The 15,024-nt window shown below is 37.8% G+C and carries 16 protein-coding genes; 8 read left to right on the top strand and 8 right to left on the bottom strand.

Going from position 1 to position 15,024, the window contains the following annotated elements:
• Positions 1-663: 663 nt before the first annotated feature.
• From ACIQXI_RS09400 to ACIQXI_RS09390, 3 genes are all read left to right on the top strand, one after another.
• Entirely contained in the window at positions 664-1,959 is a 1,296-nt protein-coding gene (locus tag ACIQXI_RS09400) for a M48 family metallopeptidase (RefSeq protein WP_402925720.1), read from the top strand.
• Positions 1,960-2,073: 114 nt separating this feature from the next.
• Entirely contained in the window at positions 2,074-2,889 is an 816-nt protein-coding gene (locus ACIQXI_RS09395; RefSeq protein ID WP_402923806.1) for a YitT family protein, read from the top strand.
• Positions 2,890-3,005: 116 nt separating this feature from the next.
• Positions 3,006-3,368, top strand: coding sequence for an MmcQ/YjbR family DNA-binding protein (locus tag ACIQXI_RS09390; protein ID WP_402923804.1), 363 nt, complete (start codon positions 3,006-3,008; stop codon positions 3,366-3,368).
• Between the two features lie 75 nt (positions 3,369-3,443).
• Here the strand turns inward: ACIQXI_RS09390 and ACIQXI_RS09385 are convergent, their stop codons facing one another.
• The 6 genes from ACIQXI_RS09385 to ACIQXI_RS09360 form a co-directional block, all read right to left on the bottom strand.
• Positions 3,444-3,788 (bottom strand): GIY-YIG nuclease family protein, encoded by a 345-nt coding sequence (locus tag ACIQXI_RS09385; RefSeq protein WP_402923801.1) that lies wholly within the window; start codon positions 3,786-3,788, stop codon positions 3,444-3,446.
• Positions 3,789-3,804: 16 nt separating this feature from the next.
• A complete protein-coding gene (locus tag ACIQXI_RS09380; RefSeq protein WP_402923799.1) occupies positions 3,805-4,560 on the bottom strand; it encodes a DUF2087 domain-containing protein in 756 nt (251 codons plus the stop codon).
• Between the two features lie 128 nt (positions 4,561-4,688).
• Positions 4,689-5,564 (bottom strand): ABC transporter permease, encoded by an 876-nt coding sequence (locus ACIQXI_RS09375; protein WP_402923797.1) that lies wholly within the window; start codon positions 5,562-5,564, stop codon positions 4,689-4,691.
• Positions 5,548-6,483: an ABC transporter ATP-binding protein gene (locus tag ACIQXI_RS09370; protein ID WP_402923795.1), complete on the bottom strand. Its 936-nt coding sequence runs from the start codon at positions 6,481-6,483 to the stop codon at positions 5,548-5,550. Before ACIQXI_RS09370 ends, ACIQXI_RS09375 begins: the two co-directional genes overlap by 17 nt.
• Before the next feature lie 5 nt (positions 6,484-6,488).
• Positions 6,489-6,893, bottom strand: a complete 405-nt coding sequence (locus tag ACIQXI_RS09365) for a DUF3021 domain-containing protein (protein WP_402923792.1) — start codon at positions 6,891-6,893, stop codon at positions 6,489-6,491.
• Positions 6,890-7,342 carry a LytTR family DNA-binding domain-containing protein gene (locus tag ACIQXI_RS09360; RefSeq protein WP_402923790.1) on the bottom strand — a complete coding sequence of 151 codons (453 nt, stop codon included), beginning with the start codon at positions 7,340-7,342 and terminating at the stop codon, positions 6,890-6,892. The genes ACIQXI_RS09365 and ACIQXI_RS09360 overlap by 4 nt, the downstream gene beginning before the upstream one ends.
• A 329-nt stretch (positions 7,343-7,671) precedes the next feature.
• On the opposite strand from ACIQXI_RS09360, the gene ACIQXI_RS09355 reads away from it, so the two are divergent.
• Complete coding sequence (locus ACIQXI_RS09355; protein WP_402923788.1) at positions 7,672-8,700, top strand: AbrB family transcriptional regulator; 1,029 nt, start codon at positions 7,672-7,674, stop codon at positions 8,698-8,700.
• Between the two features lie 48 nt (positions 8,701-8,748).
• Here the strand turns inward: ACIQXI_RS09355 and ACIQXI_RS09350 are convergent, their stop codons facing one another.
• The gene (locus tag ACIQXI_RS09350; RefSeq protein WP_402923785.1) at positions 8,749-10,443 is read right to left on the bottom strand and encodes a methyl-accepting chemotaxis protein; all 1,695 of its coding nucleotides are present in this window, start codon (positions 10,441-10,443) and stop codon (positions 8,749-8,751) included.
• Between the two features lie 316 nt (positions 10,444-10,759).
• On the opposite strand from ACIQXI_RS09350, the gene ACIQXI_RS09345 reads away from it, so the two are divergent.
• The 3 genes from ACIQXI_RS09345 to ACIQXI_RS09335 all read left to right on the top strand — a co-directional run bounded on the left by ACIQXI_RS09345 (position 10,760) and on the right by ACIQXI_RS09335 (position 13,671).
• Positions 10,760-10,900 carry an RAxF-45 family protein gene (locus tag ACIQXI_RS09345; protein WP_402923783.1) on the top strand — a complete coding sequence of 47 codons (141 nt, stop codon included), beginning with the start codon at positions 10,760-10,762 and terminating at the stop codon, positions 10,898-10,900.
• A 103-nt stretch (positions 10,901-11,003) separates the two neighbouring features.
• Positions 11,004-12,803, top strand: a complete 1,800-nt coding sequence (gene abc-f / locus ACIQXI_RS09340) for a ribosomal protection-like ABC-F family protein (protein ID WP_402923781.1) — start codon at positions 11,004-11,006, stop codon at positions 12,801-12,803.
• A 133-nt stretch (positions 12,804-12,936) separates the two neighbouring features.
• Complete coding sequence (locus ACIQXI_RS09335) at positions 12,937-13,671, top strand: hypothetical protein (RefSeq protein ID WP_402923780.1); 735 nt, start codon at positions 12,937-12,939, stop codon at positions 13,669-13,671.
• Between the two features lie 245 nt (positions 13,672-13,916).
• Here ACIQXI_RS09335 and ACIQXI_RS09330 read toward each other — a convergent pair whose 3' ends face one another.
• On the bottom strand, positions 13,917-14,297 hold the full coding sequence (locus ACIQXI_RS09330) for a hypothetical protein (protein WP_402923778.1): 381 nt from the start codon (positions 14,295-14,297) through the stop codon (positions 13,917-13,919).
• Between the two features lie 186 nt (positions 14,298-14,483).
• On the opposite strand from ACIQXI_RS09330, the gene ACIQXI_RS09325 reads away from it, so the two are divergent.
• Positions 14,484-15,014 (top strand): NfeD family protein, encoded by a 531-nt coding sequence (locus ACIQXI_RS09325; protein WP_402923776.1) that lies wholly within the window; start codon positions 14,484-14,486, stop codon positions 15,012-15,014.
• Positions 15,015-15,024 lie beyond the last annotated feature (10 nt).

Genomic DNA, 15,024 nt, shown 5'->3' with positions numbered 1-15,024 from the left:
GAGCCCTTTTTTTGGGTTTAACGGCGTTGCACAGTGATTATCTGCAAAGTAAGGACGCTATCCGCGGAGCGAGGGGAGAATTCTACGAGCAAGGTGAGAATTCCGCGGAACAGGGTGTGAATTCCGCCATGCGAGGTAAGGATTCCGCGGAACAGGGTGTGAATTGCGCGGAGCGAGGAGAGAATTCCGCGGAACAGTGTGAGGATTCCGCGGAGCGAGGGGAGAATCCCGCGAAACAACGTGAGAATTCCGCGGAGCGAGGGGAGAATTCCGCGAAGCAGAGTGAGGATTCCATGGAGCAGAGTGAGGATTACGCAGAGTAGCGTGAGAATTCCGCCGAATAGCGAGAGAATTTCGCGGAGCGAAGAGAGAATCCCGCGAAACAACGTGAGAATTCCGCGAAGCAGCGAGAGAATTCCGTGAAGCAAAGTGAGAATCCCGCGAAACAGAGTGAGGATTCCGCGGAACAGGGTGTGAATTCCGCGAAGCGAGGGGAGAATCCCGCGAAGCAGCATGAGAAACCCACCGAGCAAGGAATTTTGTTGAACATCAATGAACAATATTTAAATGGTGAAATAAAACATATAAAGTTTGTTCTAACTTTTTCAAATTAGCTTACACTTACTATAGGACAAACTTTGTATGGAGTAAGGGGGAACTAACATAGCGAAAAAAATGGGAATTGTTGCGCTACTATTATTTGGTGCTTACGTTCTTTGTATGTATTGGTATATATTCCATAGTGGTGGTGGCAAATTACCGCCTGCGTTTCAAGGAACAGCTGCGGACCCAGTGATGTTTATGTCTGAAAAAGAATTAAACTTGAGTATTGAGTATTCAAAAATCAGGAATTTCTTGTTTTTTGTAGTAACACCTTTTGAATGGCTTGTTTATATGGCTATTTTGTTAATGGGTGTATCACGTTATTTTGAAAAAGTTGCAACTTCTCAAGCGAAAAGAAAATTCCTACAAAATGCGGGTTATTTATTTTTATTATCATTTTTGCTGTATGTCGTATTATTCCCGATTGACTATTATCGCTACTATTTAAGTAAAAGTTATGGGATTAGCACACAGGCATTTTCGTCATGGATGCGGGATGGTGTAATCGATTTTTGGGTTAACTTTGCGATGACCTTTATTGTTGTATCAGTAATTTATTGGCTCATTAAAAAGAGTGCGAAAAGATGGTGGCTGTATGCATGGCTACTTACGATTCCCTTTACAATATTTGTGATGTTTATTCAACCTGTTGTCATTGATCCGTTATACAATGATTTTTATCCGTTAAAAAATAAAGAGCTGGAAACGAAAATATTAACAATAGCTGACCAAGCTGATATTCCGGCAGAGCATGTTTATGAAGTCAATATGGCACAAAAGACCAATGCTTTAAATGCCTATGTGACCGGTATCGGTAGTAATTCAAGAATTGTGCTCTGGGATACGACGTTAAATCGTTTAACGGATAATGAAATTTTATTTATCATGGCACATGAGATGGGCCATTACGTTGAGAAACATATTTATTTTGGCATGGCAGGTTATTTATTGTTAACCTTAGTGGGACTTTGGATAACAGCGAAGATTATGAGGTGGGCAATTGCTAAATATGGTCATGCATTGAAAATATCAAAAATAAGTGATATTAATTCCTTGCCACTATTTTTACTCATTACCTCTTTTTTATTATTTGCATCGAGTCCATTATCTAATTTTGTATCAAGATATCAGGAAACGAGAGCGGATAACTATGCGATATCTATGATGGGCGATCGGACAGCCGCGGTTACGGCATTCCAAAAGCTGACGATATCTGGGCTGAGTGAAGTAAATCCGCCGCTTCTTGTCAAATGGTTCCGCTATACGCATCCGACCATGCTTGATCGCATTATGAAAGTGGCTGAAGTGGAACAGCCGAAAAATGACAAGCCGCTGAAAGAAGAACAGAAAAAGTAACATCGGTTAGGCATAACTATAATCTACAAAGCGCAAGGTTTTTAAGGCGAATAACTTGGGTATTCTAAATAGAAGATAATCAAAATTGTTCGTTGTAGAATGGTAGGGGAGCTTATGCGCAATATTGTTATTATTACGCTGGCATCGATATTAATGGCTTTTGCCTATAATTTTTTATTGATACCGCATGAGATTTTAAGTGGCGGATTAAGTGGGATTGCCATTATGCTTGGTATCGTTACGCCACTGAATACAGGTGTATTAAATCTTTTACTAAATTTACCGTTGCTAATTTTAGGTGTGATGAAGCTCGGAAAACGTTTTATTGCTTATACAATACTATCAGTAGCTGTAATGTCTATCTCTTTATTAATTATTCCAATTTATAAAGCAACGGAGGAACCGATATTGGCTTCCTTATTTGGCGGGGTTATTGTCGGCCTAAGTGTTGGTTTAATTTTTCGCGCATCTGGTTCCTCCGGTGGCTTTGATATTATTGCCATGCTATTGAGTCGCAAAAGAGATTTTCCACTGGGTGCTCTTATATCAGCTATGAATGGGGTTGTAGTAGCAATCTCAGGTTTTGTTTTTAGTTGGGATGCAGCTTTATTGACACTCGTTTCAATTTACGCCACAGGAAAAGTTGTAGATACCATTCATACAAGTAATATTAAGTTGACGTTGATGATTATTACGAGCAATGGGGAGGATGTAAAGCAACAATTGTTAACAAGGTTGCATCGGGGGATTACGATGTTAGACGCAAAAGGTGGCTATTCTGGTGAGGGCAGGAAAGTACTCATTACTGTTATTACACGCTATCAACTTGCAGAAGTGAAAAGTTTAATAAAAGAAGTAGATGCCAAAGCTTTTGTGAACATTTTGCAAACAACAGAAGTAATTGGTGTATTTCATCGAGGGACTAAATGATAACGACTAAATATAGTGAATTTTAGGAAAATATATATATTAAAAGCACATGTTATTGATTATAATGATAATCGAACGTGTGTTTTTTTTAATATGTGAAGAGGAAAGGGGTAACCATGCAAAAAGATACTATCCAAGCATATTGTTTAAAGCAACAAGGTGCTACTCATGATTACAAAGATGAATGGCAGGCAGACCGCTACCATGTCGGCGGCAAAATGTTTGCGATGATGGGTGGAGATGCGACAAGAAAACCTATTATTACACTGAAATGTGAACCAAGTCGTGCAGAAGAATTAAGAGAAACCTATGAAGGCATTATTCCAGGTTACTATATGAACAAAACACATTGGAATTCGATTTATTTAGATGCAAATATTCCAAGTGATTTACTTGAAGCATTAATTCAACACTCCTATGAGCTCGTATTCGAAAAGTTAACAAAAAAAGCGAAGTGCCAGGCACTCGAACAATTCTGAATATTGTCAGTGCCTGGCACCCAAACAATTCTGAATTATGTGGGTGCCAGGCACTCACACAATTCTCAAACAATTTTAAGCGTTGTAGCCGTGTTCGCCATACGGCTGAAGTTTGTCGAGCCATTTCTCTTCAAGCTTTTCGAGTTCTTTTTTGGCATCAAAATAGCCCTCTTCTTTTTCCTTCAAATATTCCACGACTTCGAGTTGAAAAGCATCTTTGCCATAAGTATTGTAGTCAGCTTGTAATGCTTTATTTGTATACGTATTTGTTTTTAACATAAACTGAAAGCCGTTAAGACGTTTTAAGTTATTAAAGCTTCCAACAAACACTTTACCATTTTGTTTGTTTGTCATTGTAAAAACGCCAGCTTCAATTTTCATTTCTTTATAAAGTTCTTTTAACTCTTTTTTGTGATCCATTATGAACCCTACTTTCTTATTTTTTTACCCAATAGGCACTGCCATCATCATGACGATCCATAAAACCATATTGAATTAAATAGCGTCGAATTTGAACATAGTCTTCGTAAATCGGTTGGATAATCTCATTGAGTTCCTTTTCTGTATATTGTTTGGACTCATCCAGAAGCTTTGTAATTGCGCGAAGCACGACTATTTTATGCTTTTCTCGTTTTGGAAAGCGGACGAGCTCTTGACCAATACCATGCGGGAAGTATTTAGCTAGCAGCTGTTGTTCTTCCGCGACAGTAACATTATAACGATCATCGACCATCGTAGCCGTTTTGTGAATCGCTACAAAAGGCTCCTCCTTCTGATCCTGCTCTTTTAATAATTCCATCATGGCAAGAAATGTTTTAGCTTGACGCTCTTTTTCCTTTAAAGCAAAACGATGGTGGCGAATCGTTGTCGCACTGCCGATTGCAAGCTCTTCTTTAATTTCCTGATCGGATTTACCTTCATAAAAAAGGCGCAAAATATGGCTTTGATGTTCTGTTAAGCCTGTCATTTTTTTATTTAATCCATTTAAGTAGTGAAAAACGGATTGGTGCGTAGCGGTAATATGAAGTTGCATAAATTTCTCGGCTTCGTATAATACCTTTTCATGTGGATAAATAATACCTTTTTCCACTTTCTCACCACAAAGAAGACAAGTGAAGTGTGAAGCTTCATCTGTATAGCCTTGTTTAATGTCCTCGATTGAAGCTTGCCAAAATAATTGATTTACATCCATTGTGAAACCTCCTAAAAAACAAACATTTTATTATTTTGTTTATTTATTTATATTAAAAATAACAAAATGTTTGTTGAAAAGCAATAAAAAACACATCGCGTTTGTCGGCGATGTGTATGGATGGATTACTAGCGATTTTTCTTTTTGAAAATAATTATGGATAATATAGCAAGTAAGATGATTGCAACTATAATCACAATATAACTTGTTGCCATGTTAAGGGAATGTCCATTTAGTTCATATACAATACCATAATTTACTTTATAACTTTCAATTTGTTCAGCAGGAACACCTTCAAAAACCTTTGTAATGGAATTATCCATAAAAGCATTACGCAATAATAGTGTCGTATGACTGATGGGGAAATACATAATAAGCTGTTGGGCGAAATTTGGTAAGACACCAATGGGTACGTAAACACCGCATAAAAAGCCTAATACTGTGCCAACGATTGTACTAAGTGTTGAAAAACTATTTTGTGTGCTAACAAAAAGTACGAGGAATACATTAAAGACGCTTGCCAGCAACACAGATAATAACAGAATGCCAATTACTTTAATAAGTTCTATGAAGCTAAGTAGCTCACCGCCAGTAGCCACAATGAAAATTTCACAACCTATGAGAGCAATGAGGGAAAAGATACAGCCGATGAGAAATGCATTTAGTACATAGCTCATCTGAATCGTTGCACGGGAGATTGGAGCTGATAGAAAATCGGCTGTCGCCTTTGATTCCATGTCTCGTACAGCAATAGCAAATGCGGCTAATGTGGTCGTCACAGCCATCATCGATAATAAACCTGCTACTAGCCATTCATTGACCATGGCAATCAGCTCAGGTGTCGCCTCTGTCAGTTGTTCAATTGCGTCCACTTGCATTTTTTGTAAAAAGACTGCGTACAGCACAATAACAATAATAACGGAAAGCAGGGAGAAAAAGACTTGTGTTTTATCTCGTCTGAAAACTTTGTTATTGCGTTGTATTAAACTAATCATCGCTTCCATCCGTCACATCTCCTTGTGCCATAATATGAATAAACACATCATCCATCGTTCCTTTAATGACTTCAAACGAGGCTAAATGGGATTCTATCTTTTTCAAAAGTGTCAGTGCATGCAAAGTGGAGTCCACACGAACGGAGAAAATGCCTTGCTTTTCAGTGAAGCTTAAAGCATTGTCTTCAAGCCATTTTATCCCTAGTCCACGATCATGAAAGACAAGTGCCATCTGGTCGTAGGCATAGGTTGTTTTTAAAAAGTCAGGTGTTCCTTCAGCAACAATACGACCTTGTTTTAAGACGATGACTTGATGGGCACATGCCGCTTCTTCCATATAGTGTGTTGTTAAAAATACGGTCATATTAGTCTCTGCCTGAAGTTGTTTAATTGTTTGCCAAACGAATTGGCGTGTTTGTGGATCAAGTCCGGTCGTTGGTTCATCTAAAAATAATATTTGTGGGCGATGAATTAGTGCGCGAGCAATATCAGCGCGCCTTTTTTGACCACCAGATAATGTGCCATATTTTCGCTGTTCAATATCTTCTAAATGTAGATAACTTGAGACAAATTGATAGTTCTCAGCAAGTTGTTCCTTTGATAAACCATATGTTTTGCCACGGTGGATAATATTTTCACGCACTGTAAGTCGTTCATCTAATAGGCTTTGTTGAAACACTACACCAATTGATTTACGGATTTCCGCATTATTCGCTTTTTCATCGAGCGTATAACCGTTAATGGATACTTTACCACTTGTTTTTTGTAATAAAGTACATAAAATCTCGATGGTGGTCGATTTACCAGCTCCATTGGCACCTAAAAAGGCAAAGAGTGCGCCTTGTTCTACATTAAAGGAAATACCCTTTACTGCAAAATGCTCACCATAGCGCTTTTGTAAGTGTTCGACTTGAATTGCAAACGTCATAATCTTTATTCCTTTCTTTTTTGAATGACATTATTCATTTCTTCAATTTCGTTTTTTTGAAATATATATAGAACACACCATACGATGAAATAAATAATTAATTCTGAGATGAGTACATACAGTATGCCCGCATGTTCAAACCAGCGACCAAAATAGCCTGCTATCATCACGCAACAAGTAACGGCAATAAAATGTAGCAAAAGCTGAATAGCAAATGGTAAACGTTCTAAATCAAAAATAAGAGATAAAGAACCTATTCCAATGCCAAGTATGGCGGCAATAATTACTTGCTCCAGCAATTCTGGTCCTGTCACCATCGTGTGATTTGATATGACACTTAACGTCACTAAAATGTAGGATGAGCAAAGTGAGAATAATAGTCCCATAATCATCATGCGAAGTATTTTCATATAGAGTCCCTCCCAATACCTAAGTGGCGTTTTAATTCTTTTAAATATTTGCGGCTCACATGGATGGACACATCGTTGTCGAGCAGTAATTCCGTTGAACCGATTTTGCCCATCTGAATTGAAGAAATTTTATTGATATTAACGAGTGTCGATTTACTAACGCGCGCAAAATCTTTTGCTAATTGTGCTTCGAGCTCATATAATTTGCGTTTGGATTCAAATTCTTGCTCCTCCGTCTGTAAAAAAACCTTTGCACCTTCAGCGTAGATTGAGTAAATATCCGTAATTTTAATGAGATGAATTTCTTGTTGCAAATAGCCATCGAGCATAGTCGTTTGGGCTGCTTGCAGTTGTTTCATCAATTTCTCAATGTGATCGTTGTATTCCTTGGCATGGATGTGTATCTCGGTTTCTTCTAGCGCGCTATTAATCGTTAAATGGATTTTCATGGGAGGCCTCCTTTGGTAAGTATTATCTCTTCTCCTTTAAAAGGAATGGCATGTTTTTACTGATTCAGCTTAATCTTAATGTAGCATAGAAATTTTCACACAAGATAAATTGTTTGATAACAGGTTGAAATAAATGATTAACAGGTTGCATTTTTACCATAACTGTACTTGCCGTATATTTAAGAAGCGAGGGAGTAGGTACATTAAAATCTGAAAATTCTAAATTGTTTCGGTGCCAGGCACCTAGAAGGGCCCCTTGAAGTACGAGCAGTAGCTTATTGGGGGACTTCGCGTCATAATAGAACTATTCATGCTTGAGGGGGGCTTGTATGTGGACGTTTTATAAACAGTTATTTATCACGCTTTGTATTGGGCTATGCGGTGCGCTTAGCTTTCAACTTTTACATATTCCGATGCCATGGCTACTCGGGGCAATAGCAGCGGTGCTTTGTATACAGTTATTTACTAAAATCCACTTGCAGTGGCATAAATATTTCCGTAATGTTGGTTTAATTGTGGCTGGCTATTCGATTGGGTTTGCCTTTACGAAAGAAGCATTACAAGATATTCAGCAATTTTTAAGTAGCATCATTGTGCTTAACTTAATCTTTATTTTGTTATTTTTTGCGATTAGTTTTCTAGTAGCTAAACGTACTGAATTAGATTATTCCACTGCGCTGACATGTTGCGTACCTGGTGGCATGACACAAATTGTGGCGTTTGCAGAGGAACAAGGCAATATGAACATGGCGGTTATTACGTTTTATCAGGTGTTGCGAGTATTGCTCATTGTTGGCTTTGTACCATTAATAGTGACTGGCACTGGTGAAAATATCGTCACAGTAGATGGAACTTTTTCTTGGCGATTGCTCGTATTATTGATTTTTTGTACAGTGGCAGGTTGGCTTGCACAAAAGGCGAGGATTCCAACAGGCTATATGTTAGGTCCAGTATTTTTATTAATAGGTTTGAATTTAGCAGATGTAGATGTGCCGCAAATGCCAGTATCATACCTTCATATTGCACAGCTCTTAATTGGTATTTATATAGGTCTGTTATTGAAAAAAGAGGATTTACATTTATCAAAAAAGCACGTATTTTATGCATTTATGTCAGCGGGTCTTTTTATTGGCTCTGCCTATGCCTTATCTTTTGTAATGAAACATTTGTATGACCTTGACTTCCGCACGGGATTTCTAAGCATTGTCCCTGGCGGATTAGACCAAATGGGCATTATCGCTGCTTCAGTGCATGCCAATGTGACAATAGTAACGGCATTTCAACTTTTCCGTGTATTGATTGTTTCCATCTTTCTTGTACCGGTAGTAAAAGTATTTGTGAAGAAAGTAAAAACGTAACAAGCTTGCTCATGTGGAAGAACCAACCAATGAGCAAGCTTATATTTGTTAATATTTAAACTGATGAATTAAATTTTGTAATGTTTCGGCATTTTTTGTCAAAGTTGTTGCCGCGTTATTAATATCTTCCATCGAGTAGAGATTTGTCTCGGCAATTTGTGAAACAGCTTTTGATTGTTCGCGGGCATCCACTGCAATTTCCGCCATTAATTGAGTAGATGCATTGGCCTGTTCAATACGAGCATATAACTCTTCGGCAATCCCCGATACTTCTTGGATTTTATTTGTCACAATTGCTACTTTCGTAGTAATGTTTTCAAATGCACTATTTGTTGTTTGAACAATTTGGACACTTGAAGCAGCTTCTTTTTCACTTAGTTGCATATGTGCACTCGCTTGTTGTGCTAGCTGTTGCATCGTATGAATGGTTTCAGTAATTTGGGCAGCAGATGTTTTCGATTGCTCAGCTAATTTTCGAACTTCTTCAGCTACAACTGCAAATCCTTTCCCATGTTCTCCGGCACGTGCAGCTTCAATAGAGGCATTTAATGCAAGTAAGTTTGTTTGGTCAGCGATGGCATGAATGACCTCAACAATATTTCCAATTGTATTGGCATGTGCATCCAGTGCAACGATGGACTTGGCACTTTCTAAAACTGCTTCTGTCATTGCATGCATTTGGCTTTGCATAGCCTGTGCTGTTTGCTCACCGTGTTTTGCTGTGTCGAATGCTTCAGTAGCATGTGAAGAAACTTCAATATTTGTCTCCGTTACATGCTGTATGCCTCCTGCGATATCCTGCATCGCTTCGGCGTTTTCATTAGCACTTTGTTTTTGTGTACTAGCGCCACTTGCTAACTCTTGCATATTGGCTGTTAGTTGTTCTGTTGTTCTAGTTGTTGAGCCGGCTGTCGCAGACAATTCGGCAGATGAAGCAGATACCTGATTGGCCGTTTCATCAACTTGTCGCATCATTTTTCGTAATGTTTCGAGCATAGCATTAAACGATGTAGCCAGATCACCAAGTTCATCTTTTGTATGCACGACTAACTGTTGAGTTAAATCGCCTTCCCCCGCAGAAATGGTTGCGAGCTGGTGATTTAAACGCTTCAAAGGTTTAACAATACTGCGCACTAGCAATGTGCCTGCAATAACAGCGATTATAGCTGAAATTAGAGCAACAACGCCCATTTTAATAAGCATTTTTTGTGCGACAGCAGCAATTTGAGAAGAGGGGACACCGGCGAAAACCATACCAATTGTTTCACCATTGGCGTTTTTAATCGGCCCATATTGTGTGAAATAAGGTTTGCCAACGACATCGGCTGTTCCACTGTATATATCACCTTGGCTCAGAACGGCTTCTGTCACTTTTGGATCAGCAGTTGTACCAATCGCACGTTGTCCATCTACCATAATGTTTGTATTTACCCTTGTATCTTGAGCGAAAATGGTAATAGCAGCTTGGGATAACTCACCTAATTGATCGATTAAGGCTGTTTCATTAGCTATTTTAGCCTCTCCTTTGTAAAGCTCTCCATTTTTTAATTGCCATTCACCAGGTAATGTTTGATCCAAATTATAGACACTTAAATCATAGACTTGGCTAAGTCGGGCTTTATTTTCGGCTTCAAGCGTTGCTTTCATTTCACTTGTATTAACGAGACCGACCGCAATGAGCACAAATAAAATAATGGTTACAATAAGAAGGCTCATTTTCGTTTGCATTTTTAAATTTTTCATAGATTCCCTCCACATTTTAATCCACATAAATAAGCAGCAAGTATGAAAACTTGCTGTTTACGTATAGGTTTAAGGAAAACATTTCTATTTTTACTAGTATATAATTGTGGAAGCATTTTGTATATTTCTAAATTAAATAGAATTAGTGAATTTTAAGTTGTCTATTTTAACAATACTGCATGATTTATATTGACTTAAAAATAATTTAGTATAAATGCTGCGTCCTCAAACATAGCCATCTTATAAAATATACATTCCCAATTTCTATGTAATATGGTATGATAACACTAATTATGAAGAACGGAGGTGAAAAGGAATGAATCAAAACGCTACGAGAACAGGTGTAAAAGTGGATACAGCTATGTATTTTGCACGTGTTCAAACTTTCGATTTTGCCAATAACGGGATAGGTCTGTCTATTTTTAAGCAAAATCAAATACTACACGTAGCGAATTAACCATTCTTTTTTCACACAGATGAAGGAAAAGACTGCTTGTTAATTGAGCAGTCTTTTTGCTGTTTGAGATGTTTTTTTCGTACGTAATCTGGAGGAAAAAACAATGCACATGAAAGCTGAACAAATTCAAAAGGTAATGGGTGGAAACATATTATTTGAGGGGCTTCAATTAGAAGTCAATAAAGGAGAACATGTGGCCATTGTGGGTGTCAATGGCAGTGGGAAAACAACTTTATTGCAGTTGTTAGCAGGACTGGATATGCCTGATGCGGGTCGCATCATAAAAAGTAAGGGGGCGACCATCGGCTATTTACATCAAATTCCAAGCTACCCTGGACTGACAGTGAAAGAAGTAATGGAGCAAGCATTTGCTGAAATTTATGCGTTAAAGGCCAAAATGACAACGTTGGAACAAGACATGCAAGTGCATGTAACGGATAACATGTTACAACAATACGGCCAAATTCAGGAGCAATTTATGTTAAGGGGGGGCTATGAGGTAGAGTCTCAATTAGCCACGATTGCAAATGGGCTTGGTATTACAGCTTTACTGACATTACCATTTAACAGTATCAGTGGTGGTGAAAAAACTAAGGTCATGCTTGGGCAAATTTTGTTAAGTAACCCTTCTATTTTACTATTAGATGAGCCGACTAACCATTTAGATATGCAAGCAATTGAGTGGCTTGAAAACTATATTCAAAATTTCTCTGGCATCGTCATTGCGGTTTCACACGATCGCCATTTTATGAATCAAATGGCGCAAAAAGTTATCGAAATAGAAGATAGTGAGGCATTTACGTATATTGGTAATTATGATGATTTTATAGCGCAAAAAGAAGCTAAGGTTGAACAGCAATTTGCTGAATATGAAGAACAACAAAAGAAAATAAAAAAAATGCAAGAAGCTATCAAGCGTTTAAGACAGTGGGCAAATGAAGCAAATCCACCAAATGCTGCATTGTTTCGTCGTGCTAAAAGTATGGAAAAGGCACTGAACCGAATCACTCGGGTTAAAAAGCCAAGCGTAAAAAAGAAAATGAATTTAGCATTAACGATGGCTGAACGAAGTGGCAAAGAGGTGGTACAAATGTTAGCAATCAGTCATGCTTTTGATAAGCCACTATTTAACGACAGTAATTTAGCGGTCTATTTCGGTGAACGTTTAGCGATTGTGGGCCACAATGGTAGTGGCAAATCTACATTGCTAAAGATGATGTTAGGACAGATTGTACCGAATAAAGGGACTTGTAGGGTAGGCAATAGTGTAAAGATTGGTTATCTTTCTCAGCAATTTGAGTATGATAATCCAGCTGTTCGTTTAATTGATGCGTTCCGTGAGCATATTGCCGTATCAGAGGCAGAGGCGCGACATATACTGGCACAGTTTTTATTTTATGGCTTTGATGTATTTAAGAAAGTGAAGGACCTAAGTGGTGGCGAAAAAATGCGTCTGCGTTTAGCGCAATTAATGCACGAAGATATTAATTTACTTATTTTAGATGAACCGACTAACCATTTAGATATAGAAGCAAGAGAAGTGTTGGAGGACACGCTCGAAACTTTTGAAGGGACAATTATTGGTGTTTCCCATGACCGTTACTTTTTACAAAAGGTCTTTTCAAAAATTGCCTGGATTGAGCGCGAGAAGATTTATGTTTATGAAGGTGATTATGAGTGGGCAAGAACAAAACATGTATTTGAAGAACAGGGTGCGGCTAAAGAAAAAGTAGTAAAGACCGTTGTCCAGAAAGATAAGGAAATGCCAATCGATGAACAAATAGTCAAGCTAGAAGGAAAATTAAAAGAAACCACACTTGCCAAAGAGCAACGACAGAAACTAGAACAACAACTAGACACGCTATATGAAAAATGGTTGGAAGTAGATTCGGGGCCTGCCTGAGTCGAGCTCCTGTAAAAGAAAACAACATTTCGCAGAAAAACTTTTAATCTTAAGAAGTAAATTACTTGAAAAAAAAGCGTATTCGATTTATTGTCTTTAGAGATACTTGTTAAATGGACTTGGAGGATATGGAATGCACGGAATTTATATAAACTACAATGTCTCAGAAACTATTCACGAAGCACAGTGGCCACGCAAAGTGGATGCATTTGCGTATGTTCAACGAGGTAAACCACAACAAGACAATGACGATTTGCTTTCTATGGAAGAGCTAAGAAGTCATGCAATCCGATATATTAAAAGTTTAAAAGAAAATGCAAGTCTACATTTAGTGGAGCAACATAATGGTGAAATTGAGCATTTCGATCGACGTTTTATGGAATCGCTCAAAGTAAAAGAAAATATTGATTCACAGCTTATTAATCTTGAAGAAATTCGCTTGTTATTGCAATTAATGAATGTTTTGAATTTATCCCATAGTTTTGGTGAAAATGCTGGTAAACTGCTACGTCAGATTACACCTTATGCAAAAGATGTGGAGCATCCGACTTTCCAAACGACCCGTGTAGAACGCCATTTTTACACAGAAATGATTGAACAAATAGAAGCAGTTTATGCACGCATTATGCGCCAGCATAATCCTTCTACGACAGAAATGCAACAATCGGAAAAGTTATGGACGACTGTTTGTGAGCAAGCAATAGAAAAAGTAGAAGCACGCATTGAACGCTTATCTTCTATTAAATTAAAGCACGAAAAAAATTTATTGCAGTTTAGTCAATTAAAGCAGCAAAACATCGAGGCGAAGGAACGCTTAGATCATGCTGTCAATGAGCTAGACACGATATTAAATGTCTTAGAATCTTAATGTTTGAGTAGTAGGGGGCTAGCTTTGAGCTAGCCCTTTTTTAGTGGGATATTACGATACTTAGAAAATCGCTGATACGATCGTGAGAATCGCCGGTAAAGATGAAGAAATCGCTGATAGAACATCTGAAATCGCCGGTTAACTAGTAAGACCTTCAGAATGTCTCCTAAAATTCAAGAATTTTTCACATAAATAGAAAAGCATGTCGCCAATTGGTTTTAATTTTCCAATTGGCAGACATGCTTTTATTTTACAGTATTTTTTTCGGCTTCTTCACGTTTCCATTGACGATAAACTCTTAGTAAATCAAACCCGAGGACGAGCACGATAAGATAGAAAATAGGGCTATTATAAGATAGACCGATTTCGGATTGTCCACCTAATAATGTCAGTACAATCCACAGGCCGACAGTATAGAGCGTTAAAGCCACATAGGCCTTTTTAGAAATTTTGCTATACGTACCCTTTGACAACACCATGTTAATACAAACAAGGATAATTAATATAACCAGAATAAGTTTCTTCGACAACAATTCAGCTAACGGTGTAACTGGGAAAAAATCATTGACGAATAGTAAAGTGAAAAATATGAAAATACAAACATTTATAAACGTGGATCGCTTCATGCAATATCTCCTTTGATGCCTTTAATCTTTTTTATTGTACCATGGTTTGAAGTGGAAAAATAAAAATAAACAAATACATAGACAAGCAAACATAGTTTTTAAAAATTTAGATAATCTAAAAAATTATGAAACTTTCTTTACGTTGCATCCGTATAGTAGGTAATACGTATAAAAGGGGTGATTGACTTGACGCTATTTGGCTATACACTGGAGCAAATTTATTTAGTGGTATTAATTTTCGCAGGGCTTGCAACCATTTTGTTTATGTTTTTTGGCGATGCTGTCGAAGGCATTGGAGAGGCTCTTCCGATTTTTAATCCAAGTGTCATTTTATCTTTCTTTACGTTGATGTCAGCAGCAGGCTTTATTTTAGAAAAGTTAGCCTTTTTCCCAAGCGGATGGAATATAGGTGTAGCTGCAGTGAGTGGAGTTATTTTAAGTACCCTATTTTATTTATTTATTCTCGTTCCGCTAAAATCAGCTGATGTTTCCTTAGCTTATACGGAGGAATCTCTAGAAGGGCAGTTAGGGAAGGTGATTGTTCCTATACCGTCAGATGGCTTTGGAGAAGTTGTCATAGAGACAACGAGCGGCATGATTGCTAAGCGTGCAGCAGGCTTTGATAATGAGGTCATTGATTATGATACGACAGTTCTCGTTGTGGAAGTGAGGGCAGGTACTCTTTTTGTAAGGGCATATGAAAAGAAATTTATTTAAAGGAGAGATA

The sequence above is a fragment of the Lysinibacillus sp. NPDC097195 genome (genome assembly GCF_044762075.1).
GTDB lineage: Bacteria > Bacillota > Bacilli > Bacillales_A > Planococcaceae > Lysinibacillus.
Note: the sequence above shows the minus strand (reverse complement) of the source record. Positions and strands in the feature narration are given on the sequence as shown.

What these genes read in the sequence shown, in the direction of transcription:
- ACIQXI_RS09360 (WP_402923790.1), bottom strand. Translation starts at nt 7,342, where the DNA reads ATGAAAATCCATTTAACGATTAATAGCGCGCTAGAAGAAACCGAGATA.
- ACIQXI_RS09330 (WP_402923778.1), bottom strand. Translation starts at nt 14,297, where the DNA reads ATGAAGCGATCCACGTTTATAAATGTTTGTATTTTCATATTTTTCACT.
- ACIQXI_RS09380 (WP_402923799.1), bottom strand. Translation starts at nt 4,560, where the DNA reads ATGGATGTAAATCAATTATTTTGGCAAGCTTCAATCGAGGACATTAAA.
- ACIQXI_RS09395 (WP_402923806.1), top strand. Translation starts at nt 2,074, where the DNA reads ATGCGCAATATTGTTATTATTACGCTGGCATCGATATTAATGGCTTTT.
- ACIQXI_RS09390 (WP_402923804.1), top strand. Translation starts at nt 3,006, where the DNA reads ATGCAAAAAGATACTATCCAAGCATATTGTTTAAAGCAACAAGGTGCT.
- ACIQXI_RS09370 (WP_402923795.1), bottom strand. Translation starts at nt 6,483, where the DNA reads ATGACGTTTGCAATTCAAGTCGAACACTTACAAAAGCGCTATGGTGAG.
- abc-f (WP_402923781.1), top strand. Translation starts at nt 11,004, where the DNA reads ATGCACATGAAAGCTGAACAAATTCAAAAGGTAATGGGTGGAAACATA.
- ACIQXI_RS09355 (WP_402923788.1), top strand. Translation starts at nt 7,672, where the DNA reads ATGTGGACGTTTTATAAACAGTTATTTATCACGCTTTGTATTGGGCTA.
- ACIQXI_RS09350 (WP_402923785.1), bottom strand. Translation starts at nt 10,443, where the DNA reads ATGAAAAATTTAAAAATGCAAACGAAAATGAGCCTTCTTATTGTAACC.
- ACIQXI_RS09335 (WP_402923780.1), top strand. Translation starts at nt 12,937, where the DNA reads ATGCACGGAATTTATATAAACTACAATGTCTCAGAAACTATTCACGAA.
- ACIQXI_RS09365 (WP_402923792.1), bottom strand. Translation starts at nt 6,893, where the DNA reads ATGAAAATACTTCGCATGATGATTATGGGACTATTATTCTCACTTTGC.
- ACIQXI_RS09385 (WP_402923801.1), bottom strand. Translation starts at nt 3,788, where the DNA reads ATGGATCACAAAAAAGAGTTAAAAGAACTTTATAAAGAAATGAAAATT.
- ACIQXI_RS09345 (WP_402923783.1), top strand. Translation starts at nt 10,760, where the DNA reads ATGAATCAAAACGCTACGAGAACAGGTGTAAAAGTGGATACAGCTATG.
- ACIQXI_RS09375 (WP_402923797.1), bottom strand. Translation starts at nt 5,564, where the DNA reads ATGGAAGCGATGATTAGTTTAATACAACGCAATAACAAAGTTTTCAGA.